Annotated in this window: 13 protein-coding genes and 1 other annotated feature; of the genes, 3 read left to right on the forward strand and 10 right to left on the reverse strand. The window is 49.7% G+C overall.

All coding sequences use genetic code 11. The features are described 5' to 3' along the window. Positions 1–4: 4 nt before the first annotated feature. Positions 5–214, forward strand: coding sequence for a hypothetical protein (locus PLA01S_RS04890; protein WP_100539335.1), 210 nt, complete (start codon positions 5–7; stop codon positions 212–214). Positions 215–310: 96 nt separating this feature from the next. Here PLA01S_RS04890 and aac(2')-IIb read toward each other — a convergent pair whose 3' ends face one another. The 10 genes from aac(2')-IIb to PLA01S_RS04940 form a co-directional block, all read right to left on the reverse strand. Then, positions 311–1,033, reverse strand: a complete 723-nt coding sequence (aac(2')-IIb, locus tag PLA01S_RS04895) for a kasugamycin N-acetyltransferase AAC(2')-IIb (protein WP_246059331.1) — start codon at positions 1,031–1,033, stop codon at positions 311–313. Positions 1,034–1,206: 173 nt separating this feature from the next. After that, a complete protein-coding gene (gene nhaC / locus PLA01S_RS04900) occupies positions 1,207–2,583 on the reverse strand; it encodes a Na+/H+ antiporter NhaC (RefSeq protein ID WP_127590364.1) in 1,377 nt (458 codons plus the stop codon). Between the two features lie 225 nt (positions 2,584–2,808). Beyond that, positions 2,809–3,894, reverse strand: a complete 1,086-nt coding sequence (gene asd, locus PLA01S_RS04905) for an aspartate-semialdehyde dehydrogenase (protein ID WP_100536778.1) — start codon at positions 3,892–3,894, stop codon at positions 2,809–2,811. A 155-nt stretch (positions 3,895–4,049) separates the two neighbouring features. Beyond that, positions 4,050–4,314, reverse strand: a binding site (T-box leader). A 110-nt stretch (positions 4,315–4,424) separates the two neighbouring features. Continuing rightward, positions 4,425–4,760 carry a hypothetical protein gene (locus PLA01S_RS04910; RefSeq protein ID WP_164817310.1) on the reverse strand — a complete coding sequence of 112 codons (336 nt, stop codon included), beginning with the start codon at positions 4,758–4,760 and terminating at the stop codon, positions 4,425–4,427. 60 nt (positions 4,761–4,820) lie between these two features. Next, on the reverse strand, positions 4,821–5,051 hold the full coding sequence (locus PLA01S_RS04915; protein WP_127590368.1) for a hypothetical protein: 231 nt from the start codon (positions 5,049–5,051) through the stop codon (positions 4,821–4,823). A gap of 81 nt (positions 5,052–5,132) precedes the next feature. Next, positions 5,133–5,783: a phosphatase PAP2 family protein gene (locus PLA01S_RS04920; RefSeq protein ID WP_127590370.1), complete on the reverse strand. Its 651-nt coding sequence runs from the start codon at positions 5,781–5,783 to the stop codon at positions 5,133–5,135. 327 nt (positions 5,784–6,110) lie between these two features. Continuing rightward, on the reverse strand, positions 6,111–7,709 hold the full coding sequence (locus PLA01S_RS04925) for an amidohydrolase (protein WP_127590372.1): 1,599 nt from the start codon (positions 7,707–7,709) through the stop codon (positions 6,111–6,113). A 130-nt stretch (positions 7,710–7,839) separates the two neighbouring features. Continuing rightward, positions 7,840–9,072, reverse strand: coding sequence for an RICIN domain-containing protein (locus PLA01S_RS04930; protein ID WP_127591066.1), 1,233 nt, complete (start codon positions 9,070–9,072; stop codon positions 7,840–7,842). Positions 9,073–9,515: 443 nt separating this feature from the next. Next, positions 9,516–9,926, reverse strand: a complete 411-nt coding sequence (locus tag PLA01S_RS04935; protein ID WP_127590375.1) for a VOC family protein — start codon at positions 9,924–9,926, stop codon at positions 9,516–9,518. Positions 9,927–10,040: 114 nt separating this feature from the next. Further along, positions 10,041–11,378 (reverse strand): helix-turn-helix domain-containing protein, encoded by a 1,338-nt coding sequence (locus PLA01S_RS04940; protein WP_127590377.1) that lies wholly within the window; start codon positions 11,376–11,378, stop codon positions 10,041–10,043. A gap of 285 nt (positions 11,379–11,663) precedes the next feature. On the opposite strand from PLA01S_RS04940, the gene PLA01S_RS04945 reads away from it, so the two are divergent. Both PLA01S_RS04945 and map read left to right on the forward strand, forming a co-directional pair. Continuing rightward, positions 11,664–12,395: a TetR/AcrR family transcriptional regulator gene (locus PLA01S_RS04945; protein ID WP_127590379.1), complete on the forward strand. Its 732-nt coding sequence runs from the start codon at positions 11,664–11,666 to the stop codon at positions 12,393–12,395. Between the two features lie 20 nt (positions 12,396–12,415). After that, a complete protein-coding gene (map, locus tag PLA01S_RS04950; protein WP_127590381.1) occupies positions 12,416–13,162 on the forward strand; it encodes a type I methionyl aminopeptidase in 747 nt (248 codons plus the stop codon). Positions 13,163–13,313 lie beyond the last annotated feature (151 nt).

Consider the following 13,313-nt stretch of genomic DNA (forward strand, 5'->3'; position numbering starts at 1 on the left):
TCACATGTTAAGAAAAATCATGAACAAGCTTCTCCACTCTACATCCCATAGTCATGGCCGTAAGCGTTACAGCAGTTCCGCGAAGAATTATGGAAGAAAATACAGCAGCAGTCATGGCTATTCGCGTCGTAAAGGTTCCTCGTCTGATTACAAGCACAGGCATGGCAACCAAGGTCATGGCTATTATAAGAACAGAAGAGGCAGCTCGAGCTAATCATTAAACATCATTATGGTGTCCTTCATCCCTCAAATGTTTTGGGGGATTTCTTTATGGCATTCATTTAATAAGGAGTCCACACTGCCGGGCATCTCATCTGATCGTGAAGTTAACCCCGTAATAGGATAATTTTAATTTACTTGCGACTCTCCGGGAAGAGTTATTCTCCCATGAAGTGCTGTACAACGGCAGCGCGCCCCTCTTACGCACCTCTATTGCCCATCCGGCGACAACGGCAGCCGCATAACCTCTTCCGCGAAATTCCTCTAACGTCTCAAGCCCGGCTTCGTGTGCTCCTTCCGTAATCCGAACGCTCCGGCAAACCGACACCACCCTGTTTTCATGAATGAGCGCAACGAAAGGCTGGCCGTAATCGATTTCCGTGATCAGCCATTCAAAACCGGTGAGCGAATATTCGTTCATATTTTCTCGAGTGATCCATACCGTCTGTTTGGCCGGCGTTGTTTTGTCAGGTATCCGGTAACAGGGTCCGCTCGTATAGCGCTTAGTACGAAGGAGATTCATATAAGCGGCAACATGTTTAGGCTTCGTCGGAACCTCATCGTTTACGATCGGCTCATCTTCAACCAGCGCCTTCAATTGGGCTGCAATTCCTTCGGGAACATCATGACGAAACCGGCAGATCGCGGAACCGTCTATCGTGCGACCCAGGAAAAATCTGGGGGCAAGCTCCTCTCCCGGCCAAGGCTCGTTGATGGTGCGAATTCGCATATCGCGGTCATGCGTAAACATCGCCCGGACATGCATTTCCATCAACGTCGTCGCAGTTGGCTCTTTATGTATCCAATGGTTCATGCTTATATCCCCTCCCAAGAAATGAATCCACGAAGTTGGCTGCATATCACCTTACATCGTATCAGATAAATCCAAGAATAGGTTGGGTATGAATCGCTTTAATAAAAAAAGACCCTGTCTTCCCCTATCCGGGAGGCAAGGTCAACAACGAGATTAGGTTTAATGGGTAATCCTTATATCTTCCTGCCCAGCGAGTTCCGCTGCAATCGCGGTATCAACGCATAGGCAAACGTGAAGAGCGGGCTTAACCATAAGAAAGCTGCATACGGTGCATACTCAATGACCGGTACGCCAAGCGTAGCTGCGAAGAAGGCACCGCTAACCCCCCAAGGAATCAATGGGTTAACAAGCGTGCCGCAATCCTCCAATGTACGGGACAACGTCTTTGCCGGAATATCTCTGCGGGTGTATTCTTCCTTGAACATCTGACCAGGCAAAAGGATCGATAAATATTGCTCGCCCGTCATGCCGTTGACCGCAATCGAAGATGCACCCGTCATCAGGACAATGCTGCTCTTCCGCTTTAGCGGCTGCATGACTTTGCGGAAGAAGGCTTCAATGACGCCGCAATGCTGAAGCAGCCCTCCTAAGGCTAAAGCAATCAAGATCAGCGATACGGACCACATCATCGATTGTAATCCGCCGCGGTTGACAATGGAAGCAACGGTTTCGTTGGCGATCGTGCTCTTGTAGCCGCTCTGCATGACGCTGAACCAGACATCGACTGCCGTCTGCTGCTGAACGAAGGCCGTTACGATGAGTCCGGTAACAATGCCGACCATAAGCGTCGGGAGAATCGGAATCCGTTTGATGGAACAGGCAATAACCGCAAACGGAGATATCAACGTTAGCCAATGAATTTGGAATCCACCATTCAGAGCAGCTTTGATTTGATTTATCGATGATAAATCAAGGGTATTCGTGGTTGGTGCAAGCAGGAAAAAGACCGTTGTCACGATCAGGGCCGGCACCGTGGTGTAGATCATGTTGCCTATATGGGTGAATAAGGATATGCCAGCGACCGCAGGAGCAAAATTCGTTGTGTCGGATAGCGGCGACATTTTATCACCGAAACAAGCGCCGCAGATTACCGCTCCTGCTGCCAGTGTCGGAGAAATCCCTGTTGTTACAGCGATTCCCATGAAGGCAACGCCAACCGTGCTGACTGTCGTGAAGGAGCTTCCGGTAAACATCGAGACCACGATCGTCACGTATAACGCGCTCACGGCAAAATAATGAGGCTCAATATAATCCATTCCATAGTATAAAATGGTCGGGACGGTGCCACTCATCATCCATACCGCTATCAGAATGCCGATGAGAGAAAGGATGAGAATCGGCATAATCGCCGTTTGTATGCCTTGAATGATCGCGGATTCGAGCTGCTTCCAGGAAAATCCGAACAATCGCAGCAAGGCGGCGATGCCCACGGTTGTTGCCAGGAGCGGAATATGCGGCTCTGCCTTAAAAAGAAAGATGGAGACAAACAGTACTGCCAGTATAAACGCGATAAGAATGATGCTTTTTGAGAAACTAAGATGTCGTTCCATGGTGCTAAGACTCCTTATACATGGTCGTGGCGGGAGTTCCTTCCCGTCCATTGATTATGAATGATTTACTTTTTCGCTTTTATGCTTTTCGGCTTCTTTGCATTGAAGCGCAAAGTAACACTATAAACGATAAGTACAAACTTCGTCAATATACGAACCATGAACAATGGCCACAAAAAGGCGACTGCACCCGAGCAGTCGCCTTTGTCTTAACAAGTATATTTATTATTTCGCTTGAATGTAACCTTCGGCTTTCAGTAATTCGGCGATTAGAACAGCTCCGCCAGCCGCGCCACGCAGCGTATTATGCGAGAGTCCTACGAACTTGTAATCGTAGAGAGAATCCTCGCGCAATCTGCCCACCGATACGCCCATGCCGCGCTCGATGTCACGGTCCAGCTTCGTCTGCGGCCGATTCTCTTCTTCGAAATACGTAATGAACTGTTTAGGCGCACTCGGTAGATTCAGTTCTTGCGGTCTACCTTTAAACTGCTGCCAGCGGTCCAGGATTTCATCCTTCGAAGGCTTGTTCTCGAACGATGCAAATACGGTGGCTAAGTGGCCATCGGTTACGGGAACGCGAATGCATTGCGTCGTAATCAATGGCGATTGGGCTTTCACGATCTCACCGTTCACAACGCTGCCCCAGATGCGCAGCGGCTCCTGCTCGCTCTTCTCTTCCTCCCCGCCGATATACGGGATCACATTGTCCAGCATATCCGGCCAATCGGTGAAGTTCTTACCGGCACCGGAAATCGCCTGATAGGTGGAGGCAACGACATGGGTAGGTTTGTAATCAAGCAAGGCGTGAAGCGCCGGTACATAACTCTGAATGGAGCAATTCGGCTTCACCGCAATGAATCCGGTTGTCGTTCCCAGACGTTTGCGCTGTGCGGCAATCACGTCAATATGCCCCGGATTAATTTCCGGAATGACCATCGGAACGTCTGGCGTCCATCGATGAGCGGAGTTATTGGAAATGACGGGCGTGCCCGTTTTGGCGTAGGCTTCTTCCAATGCCTGAATCTCATTCTTTTTCATATCCACCGCGCAAAATACAAAATCAACCTCTGCTGCTACTTGTTCCACTTGCGAAGCATCCTGCACAACAATGCCCTTCACCTGCTCGGGAATAGGCGTTGCAAGCTTCCAACGGCCCTGAACGGATTCTTCATACGTTTTGCCGGCTGAATTTCTGCTGGCTGAAATGGAAGTGACTTCGAACCATGGATGACCATCCAGCAATTGCATAAAACGTTGACCGACCATACCCGTTCCACCAACAATACCGACTTTAAGCTTTTCAGACATTCGTTACTCATATCCTTTCAATAGTGGCGTCATGTTCCCCATACATCGACTCTGATCTACCGTACGGACAAAAGCATGCAGTAAATGAGGCAAGCCCCTAAAGTTTATACACTCTTATCTCTTAACAAAAAAATCCCACCCCCAAGACCATAAGTCTTAGGGACGAGATTGTTATACTCGCGGTACCACCCCAAATTTGCCAATATGTCACCATATTCGCCTCATCGAGTACGGCATTACACGATAATGCAGATACTCTAGCTCTGTAACAGGAGCTCCTGGCACACCATCCTCCTCTATATGAGGGTTCCATGTGCTGCTCTGAGTCTTTTTTCAATAAAGAATGCTTTGCCCCTTTTCAGCTGCCGGAGCTCTCTGTACAAGAATTCGTTTATTTACTCGTCTCTTCATCGCATTTGTTATGATTATTATATATAAAACCATTTCGGTGGTAAACCTTATTTATAAAATTTTCTGAAAACTCGGCTGATTTCATATACTGTTACTCCTATCCACCCAATGCAACCATTTTATGGCTGAAGTCGCAGCGCCAACAGTTCCATTTCCCGGTGGATCGCCATTTCCATTCTTGTTCTTAATACTATGTATTGATTCAACAAAGGGTGATCGTATCCCAAAACATGTTGGATCCGGCCAGTCACGGAATCATCTTCATACTCGTTGCTCCATTGGAACAATTGCGCGTAGAGATCGGAGAACAGTTCATCATTCGTCGCAGCAAAACGTCCATCTCCCATTTCGGTTCCAACAAAATACGTCTGATCTGCGCCTGTTGCGATCGGCCAAATGCAGCGATGCCCAGGATCAATCCCGCATTGCAATCCGAGGAGGCCTGCTCCCCCCACTCCATAAGGCGGGGAACCATCCGGTCATCGGTGAACTTAAAACATAGAGCCGGGAGAAATTCAATGCGCTATTTCCTCGGCCAATTTCTGATCTCCGCATCTCATAATCGGATCGAGCAGCAGGGAACGCTTGTAATCGGAAGGCTCCTCCGCAAACTGACGGAATAATGCGGCTGCGTCATCCCGGTCACCATATAGGGAGGTAATCCGGCAGTACGAAGCCAGAATCGTTCCATCTATCCTGGGGTTGTTCTTTAATTCTCTGATGAGCTTTTCGGTGTTCCGTATCATCCTTATGGCTTCTCCTGTAACATGTGATGGCATCTTTCCTATAAAACGGCTTTTATTGAGCGGTTTCGTACAGAGCAGCTTCTACATATTCTCCCCGCGGACCATAACTTCCCTATTCTTAGTCCGGAGTCCTGTAGATACTCTGCCTACCCCAAACCACAGAAGCTCAACTAACGCGATGGCACCAGCTACGTCCAGCAGGACATGCTGTTTCACGAATAGCGTGGAAACAATGATCGACCAAGCACAGATATGCACCCACGCCCGATCCTTATTCGTAAAGCCTGTACTAGCTGCTGCCCCTTTTATCATCAAGTAACTGGTCAGGACATGGATGCTTGGGAAACAGTTGTAGGGATTGTCGGTGCTGTATACCAGGTTTACCAACCGATCAAGAACCCCTGCGCCCATAAGCGGCGGCCGCTCTACCGTGGTCTGGAACAAAAAAAAGATAATGTAACACGCAATTAGTCCAATGCACTGGGTCAACAGTGTTCGATAATATACTTTTCGATCTCTGGCACAGAACAGAAACAGCATGATAATGATAAAAGGATACCATACCAGATAAGGTACGATGAATATCGGTACAAACGGAATCGCAGAGTCAAGATCCGTCATTAAGCTTTTTACTGGCGTATGTGCTTGATTCAAGATACCATAAAAAATGTTGAGCACAGGAATGGCCAGGATCCATAGCAGCGGGAGATATGTCTTCCATTTTAAGTTCATTGGCTTCCTCCCTTCTTCGACTCTTCAGTCTCTTTAAATATATGAAACAACGACGCAATTGCGCCACCTGTTCTTGACATCAACCAACGATTTAGTCTTAATATCATTAGGTTTGAATGTAAATCCGGATAACTCACATGTTCTCTAATCACCACTTGCGTTTAGCTTAAGATCATCCCCTCATTTTGCGCGACGATTTTGCCGGTGACTTCTCAATATACCATGACGTCAAGTAAGGCTCAAGTCATAACCCACCTTGATATCGTTAAAAATCAACCATAAATACAAATCGAGCAAGTCCATTGCTGGACTGCTCGATTCGATCATTTACTGTGTATAACCGATTTCCCCATTGACAATCGTCATTCTGATCTTTGCCTTCAGCAGTTCATCCGGATCCATATCATCCTCCAAGCAACGATCCACAACGGTAAAATCGGCATATTTCCCTAATTCAATCGTACCCCGCTGCCCTGCTTCTCCCGCCGCCTTGGCGCCGCCAAGCGTAAACAATTCGATCGCTTCGGTTAAGCTCAGCTTCTCCTCTGGCATAAATCCATCGTGAGTCTCTTCCGGCTTCCGTCTCGTGATTGCAGCATGAATCCCGAGAAGCGGATTCAGCGGCTCGATAGGAGCATCGCTGCCGCCGGAACAAGGCAGCCCGGAGCACAGCCACTTTTTCCATGCATACAAGTAGCTTGTCCGATCAGGGCCTACACGCTCCAGCACCCATGGGAAATCGCTGGCTACAAACCGGGGCTGAAGATCAACGGCCAGATTCAGCTTACTCATCCGCTTAACCGTATCCGGGTGTACAATTTGGGCATGGATAAAGCGGTCCGGAAGTTTCGCTGCCTTGCTTAATGGTAAACATTCAAGCACATCCGTCATCATCTCTGCCGCGCCGTCCCCAATCGCATGAAAAGCAACGGGAAAGCCAAGTTTGCGCGCGCTGCCAACAATCTCCCTTAACTCCTCTGAAGTATGCATAGCCAGCCCCCGGGTATGAGGCGCATCATGGTAGGGTTCCTTCATCAGTGCCGTTCTTCCGCCAACTGCCCCATCCGTAAATAATTTAACGGCTCCGATACGGTTCCATTCGTTGCCGCTGCCTGCCTGGAGACCAAGCTCCTTTATTTCATCAAGATAATCATGAAACATCAGCTGATGTGTACGGAAGTACAGTCCCTCCTCTCTCAGCTCTCTATGCATCCGCAACATGGCTTCAACACTTCCCAGTAGACGGAGATCCTCCGTATGAGCTGCCGTAAGGCCTAGACGAAGCGCATCTCGGCATGCCTCAAGCATCGCTAATTTCAGCCTGAAGGGTTCAGGCTCCGGCTGAACCCTGGCAAAAGGTATCGATGCATTCTCGTAGATGCAGCCGTTTAAACGCCCATCGGCATCCCGGCCGAAAGCGCCGGAATCCGGGTCTGGCGTGTCCGCTGTAATACCCGCTCTTCGGAATGCTTCCGAATTACCGAGGAAAGCATGGAAACAGGTCCTTGTTAGATAGACCGGATGTTCCGTTGTAATATCGTCGAGTTCCTGCATGTTCGGAATCTGCTGGTCTGGAAAGTTATGTTCATTCCAGTTCAACCCCATGATCCACTCGCCAGGCTGCGTAACCGCGACCCTCGCCCGCAGCATAGCCAGCATCTCTTCCTTCGAGGTCGCCTCGGTGAAGTCAAGCATGCCAAGCTTCAGTCCATGCATACCGAGATGCATATGCGCATCGACCAGGCCAGGTAATACACAGGCGCCATCCCAATCCACCGTTCGATAATGCCGATCCGCCAGCTGAAGGCGCAGCTCGGCTGAACTTCCAATAGCACGAATGATTCCGTCTTCCACATATATCGAATCCGCTGACGAAGCGCCGTGTGGTGAAAAAAGATTACCGTTCGTAAAAAGGATAGGTTGCATGTTTTCTATTTCCTCCGAATTTTTCCCATTATTATACCAGACAGACATGCAGCTCGTCAGCCGGAGCAGGCCTAAGTCAACCTGCACCAAAACCAAACAAGCAGCCCCTCACGGAGCTGCTTGTACAAGTTTAATTAATTTTGGTGAAGAACCACTTCTGCGCATCCGTACCATTGTCCGTCCACTGCTGGACAACAGCCCCATCTGCTGTGGAAGCACTGGCTACATCGACTGCCAGTCCGCTTACCTTGGACACAAGTTTGTAATACCCTCCGCCAACATCAACGATCCTCCAACGCTGCGCATTCGATCCATTATCATCCCATTGCTGCAGCTGAACGCCAGTGGATGTGGACGAATTCGGTACATCGAGAACTTTTCCGCTATGCACAGCTGTGAGCTTGTAGTATCCGTCTCCGGTGCTTTCTACTCTGAACCTTTGATTATTGGCGACGTAGTTGGTCCACTGCTGTATCTTGGCTCCGCTTGCCGTGGAGACATCCACAACATCCATCACTTTCCCGCTCGCCTTGGAAGCAATCGTGTAAATCCCATCACTGATAACGTTCGATGCACCCGTGTCCTGATACACACGTACATAATCCACCAGCATCTGCGATGGGAACGGCGTGGAATTGTTCGGACTTCCCGGCCAATTTCCGCCGACTGCCAGATTCAGTAATAAAAAGAACGGGCGCTGGAATTCCTCGGTATTGCCGGTTCCGTTCTCAATATAGAATTCATTGAACTGCTGACCGTCCACGAACCAACGGATATATTTGGAGTCCCACTCTATGCTATAGACATGGAACTGGGAGAAATCCAAATTGCCGGACACTCGTCCAAATTCGGCATGCCCTCCTGCATCCCAGTGCACGGTACCATTCACGTAAGGGTTATTGTTTACCCGTTCCATAATGTCAATTTCTCCGCTTTTCGGCCAGCCAACCGAGCTGATGTTGCTTCCGAGCATCCAAAACGCCGGCCAGAGGCCTTGACCCGATGGCAGCTTGATCCGCGCCTCTACTTTCCCGTAAGTAAAGCTCTTCAAGTCTTGTGTTTTGATTCGGGCAGAAGTGTAATTCATGCCGCCATAGGATTCCTTCTGCGCTGTGATGACAAGATTTCCGCCAGTAACCTGCACATTCTGTGCCCGGTCGGTATAATATTGCAGCTCATTGTTTCCCCATCCACCGCTGCCGGTACCGATCTCCGGAGTCCAATTGGCTCTGTTGAGCGAGGTTCCATTGAACTCGTCACTCCATACCAAATTCCAGTTCGGTGCGGCATTGCTTTTGTTGACAGGCAATAGAACGACCAGAAGACTGAACAGTAGAACTACACATATTCCTTTTCTTAGCATCATGTTCCCTCCTAATTATCATCGGATTTAGGCTTCATGGACACTTTGTGTATTTGCATAGCTGTTCATTGCGCGAACCGTCTACTGAAACTTCGACTCACCCCTCTTTCTGTTCTCTATTGTTTGCCGTACAACCAATCTATGATGGTAGATTCACTTGTTGTTCAAGAATATAACATATGAAATAATGCGCTTACATTTCCATTATAGAACCATTATATACCACGATCAACCTTAGTTTATATTTTTTTACATTTAAAATCTGTAATTTATGCATCCCTATCCTATCAAAAAAAGCCGGCTGCAAGCATTGCCAAAATCGTAGATCCATCCAAATCACAGGACCGACGATTAGACATCATAGTTCCATCTGACGGAACAACAATAACCTGAACTCTCGCAGGGAGATTCAGGTTATTTGGGCCATATGATTTCATCCAGACTTATTCACGACATATCATGAGTTTGTTTCCATCGGGATCCTTCACGACGAACCAATGATTATGTTCAATTTCCGTCACGAGTTCCACTCCGAGCTTTTTCATGTATGCTAAAGATCCTTCCAGGTCCTCTGTCAGCAGCATGAACGCAGGAGTATCGATAGATGGCGCTCCCCCCGGCTGATCTCCTCCCCACTTCGGCATGGTATCCAGGATCACTCCCGTTCCTTCCATCGGTAAAGGACATAGATGACCATTCATAACCTGGCAATCATCTTCCGCTATTCCGAGTACACGGCAGTACCAGCTGCGCGATCTTTCGATATCCCGAACCGGAATGAATATGCTGCCCACTTTATTCTTAATCGGGCTAGCCTGAGCATGGTTGTGACGATCCTGCTTTTTTTCGTTCATTGTTTTACCTCCATGTATCATTTTTAACACGCGGGGTGTCATAAACGGACGATACCCTTCCGGCTGCACTCTTTCGATAGGCAATCGGCTCATGAACTCCCTCCATTCTTATGACTATGACATGATTTGAACAGGAACATAACACTTCACGTTGATGATCCCGTCATCCGCCTCTTCCTTAGGTAAGTAACTCGCGTACCAAGAGCGCGCTGGATCTGGCCTATACTCGGTTGACATATCGAGCCACCGATCCACTCTTTCAAGTACACCCGTCATCGTGCCATAAGCACCTGACTCCAGACAGGCATACAGTCCGCCTTCCAGCTCAACTTGTAGATCTACTTCTTCACGGGAAGGAAGGAACTCCTTAGGAGGAGCGATATAAACCTCGTACGTAGAGCTTTCGTCCAGCAGTCCACCGTCACAGTGCATGAACACGCGAATTCGCGAATCATCAATCAATCCATTTCGACATAACCAGGAAATGGAATCTTCATCCGCTTGTTTCACGCAGTCTACACCGGTCCTTCGAAAACGCATCACCTTCAGCGAAGACAGCTCCACGATTTCGATACGCTTCACCAGCTTGCTTCGTTCCACCGGAAGATAAAGCTTCATGCGAACGATTTGATCCCGGTTCAGAACATATTCTTCAATGAATTCATGCTTTCCTTGCTCAAACACACTGCGGGGCAGCCATTCGGAGAACAAACGGTTCCAGGTGTTTTGAATACTGTCTTCCGCCACCGATGTCGTTCGAGCCACCGCATACAGTCCGCCGTCAAGAGTCATGGAATATAGTTCGGGATGCTTCAAATTCTCGGCCTGGTTCATCAGGTCAACAGCGAGCAGCTGATAACCGAATGGCTTGGTTTCATCTTCCATGTCCACGTTCCAACCGAAGAGCCTCAGCCCATTGAGGTCGACGCGGTGTGAAGACAATCGTTCGCGAAAATGATCGATCGCAGCAGTTTCTATGCCATTCTCAAATTCGGAAACAAACAGATGGCCGATCCCTTTCTGAGGATTCAGACGGATAACCCTTACTTCAGGAAATCGTTCAGATAATTGCCGCTCTTCCAGATAGCATACATGTTCATTCAGATTCATCCGTTCGAAACTATAAACCAGCTGAGATCTCCGATATTGTCCTGGAGTCAGTCCCGTGAGCCTCTTGAAGGTTTTAATGAATGTCGGGTAGGACTCAAATCCGCAGCGGTATCCGATATCGATTGTTGGCAACTCGGTATCCCTCAAGCAGATGGCGGCTTCGTTGATTCTGCGTTTACGTATGTACTCCTTAATGGGGTGTCCCGTCAGGCTATGAAACAATCGGTATAAATTGGGCAGTGACATGGCCGCCACGCCGGCAATTTCCTCGAGTGTCAGCGATTCCGTAAGACGATGTTCGATGTAATCAATGGCGCGTTGAACGATTTCACTGCTCTGCATTTCAAATCCTTTTGCCCCCTATCTATGTGGATTGGTCATGAGGTCATCATACCAAATTCCTTGCCGCAAGAACTGTACTTTTTTATCAAAAAAATGAGAAGTGTTGCTATGACAACCGTTAGCGTAGCAAGTTTCCAAACCGATCGCAAGTTCGAGCTAGCCCGTTGGTTAAGCACCGATTTCTAGGCTGAGCCGGAAATCCTCCAGCTACCTCTTGTTATTCACAAGCCGATGTTTTATATTGACATAAGAGTAGGTCAAAACTAAAAGAGGTGAACGGACGAGATGACTCCACGCACGAAGGAACAAAACGAAGAGATCCGGCTGCAGCGTCTGGCGCAAATCCGGAAATCCGCTGCCGATGTGTTTTTGAATAAAGGGCCATTACTGGAAATCCGCGATGTAGCCGCGCAGGCGGGACTGGGCTATGGCACGGTATACCATTATTACAGCAATAAGGGCGATATGCTCCACGATCTGCTATGGGACGCGTTGGAGCGGGCCGGGGAATGGCTGGAAGCCCCACTGGAGGTCATGCACGCTTCGGCTTCGGGGGAGGCGCAGGCGGGCGGGCATTTCGGCTTAGCTGCTGCGGCGGACATCGGGAACTCGGCTGCCGCGGATTCCCGAAGGGGAAGCCGCGAAACGGCCGCTGCAGCTGAGCTTGGCCCCGTCGCTGCCGCCGGTGTCCGGCTGCTGCAGCTTTGGGCAGAGGACCACGCCCTGTACCTGCTGTTTAAACTGGCCGGTGAGGGCTTTGCCTCGCTGCCTGAAGCGCGCTCGGTCCCGCTCTCGGCCGCCTTTCGCCGGGAGGTGCTCGCGCCGCTTGCCGCGCTGCTGGAAACCGAGCGTGCGGCGGACGGGGCTGCCGCTTCCGGCGGAAACGCGGCGGAGCCGCCGCTGCTACTGCGAGCGGAAATGCTGCTGGCCGCCTTGGTCGGCTGCGCCTCGCTTTCGCTCCGCCGCGGAAAGCTGCACGAGGAGACCAGGGATATCGCCCGGTTTTTAAAATTATAGAATGGAGCGAATAAACAAAGATGATCATTTTAAAATCACCTAGAGAAATCGAAGAGATGAAGCCGGCCAGCCAAATTGTTGCGGACTGCTACCGCGAGGTGACCAAACTGATCGAGCCAGGGATCACCACCCGGGAAATCAATGACTTTGTTGCCAGACACATCACCAAGCTGGGCGGCAAGCAGTTTACGAAAGGGTACAACGGTTTCCCCGCCGAAACCTGCACATCGGTCAACGATGTGGTGGCCCACGGCATTCCTTCGAACCGGGCGCTGATGGACGGCGACTTGCTGAAGCTCGACATCGTCGTGGAATACGGCGGATGGTTCGGCGATTCGTGCTGGTGCTATGCGGTGGGCAATATCCGGCCGGAGGCGCAGAAAATAATGAAGGTGGCAAAGGAATGCTTGGATCTGGGGATCGCCCGGGCAAACCCCGGAGGCCGGCTCGGCGACATAACGTCGGCGATTCAACAGCATGCGGAAGCGAACGGGTTCTCGGTCGTACGCGATCTGCTTGCGCACGGGATCGGGCGGAGCCTGCACGAGGAGCCAAACTACGAGCATGTCGGCGTTGCCGGCAAAGGCATTCGGTTAAAGGAAGGCATGGTGTTTACGATTGAACCGATGATTAACGAAGGTACGTTCCGTATCACGATTGACGACGATCAGTGGACGGCGAGAACGGCCGACGGCAAGCTGTCGGCGCAATATGAGCATACGATCGCAATCACGCCGGACGGACCGCTGATTTTAACGGCCCAGTAGAATCGAGGCGAACGGACGGGAATGCGTCATTTTAGGAAATAAGTCGCCAATCCGGCCTGCTAACCCTTCTTCACTTCGATTACAGTTCATTTGTCGAATGATCCTTAATGGCTTGCTTCCCAGTTTCGTTGATTCCATAGCAAAAAGACAT

Origin of the sequence: Paenibacillus lautus NBRC 15380 (assembly GCF_004000945.1) — a bacterium.
GTDB classification, from domain to species: domain Bacteria; phylum Bacillota; class Bacilli; order Paenibacillales; family Paenibacillaceae; genus Paenibacillus_AQ; species Paenibacillus_AQ lautus.

What these genes read in the sequence shown, in the direction of transcription:
- PLA01S_RS04890 (WP_100539335.1), top strand. Translation starts at nt 5, where the DNA reads ATGTTAAGAAAAATCATGAACAAGCTTCTCCACTCTACATCCCATAGT.
- nhaC (WP_127590364.1), bottom strand. Translation starts at nt 2,583, where the DNA reads ATGGAACGACATCTTAGTTTCTCAAAAAGCATCATTCTTATCGCGTTT.
- asd (WP_100536778.1), bottom strand. Translation starts at nt 3,894, where the DNA reads ATGTCTGAAAAGCTTAAAGTCGGTATTGTTGGTGGAACGGGTATGGTC.
- PLA01S_RS04915 (WP_127590368.1), bottom strand. Translation starts at nt 5,051, where the DNA reads ATGATACGGAACACCGAAAAGCTCATCAGAGAATTAAAGAACAACCCC.
- PLA01S_RS04920 (WP_127590370.1), bottom strand. Translation starts at nt 5,783, where the DNA reads ATGAACTTAAAATGGAAGACATATCTCCCGCTGCTATGGATCCTGGCC.
- PLA01S_RS04925 (WP_127590372.1), bottom strand. Translation starts at nt 7,709, where the DNA reads ATGCAACCTATCCTTTTTACGAACGGTAATCTTTTTTCACCACACGGC.
- PLA01S_RS04930 (WP_127591066.1), bottom strand. Translation starts at nt 9,072, where the DNA reads ATGCTAAGAAAAGGAATATGTGTAGTTCTACTGTTCAGTCTTCTGGTC.
- PLA01S_RS04935 (WP_127590375.1), bottom strand. Translation starts at nt 9,926, where the DNA reads ATGAACGAAAAAAAGCAGGATCGTCACAACCATGCTCAGGCTAGCCCG.
- PLA01S_RS04940 (WP_127590377.1), bottom strand. Translation starts at nt 11,378, where the DNA reads ATGCAGAGCAGTGAAATCGTTCAACGCGCCATTGATTACATCGAACAT.
- PLA01S_RS04945 (WP_127590379.1), top strand. Translation starts at nt 11,664, where the DNA reads ATGACTCCACGCACGAAGGAACAAAACGAAGAGATCCGGCTGCAGCGT.
- map (WP_127590381.1), top strand. Translation starts at nt 12,416, where the DNA reads ATGATCATTTTAAAATCACCTAGAGAAATCGAAGAGATGAAGCCGGCC.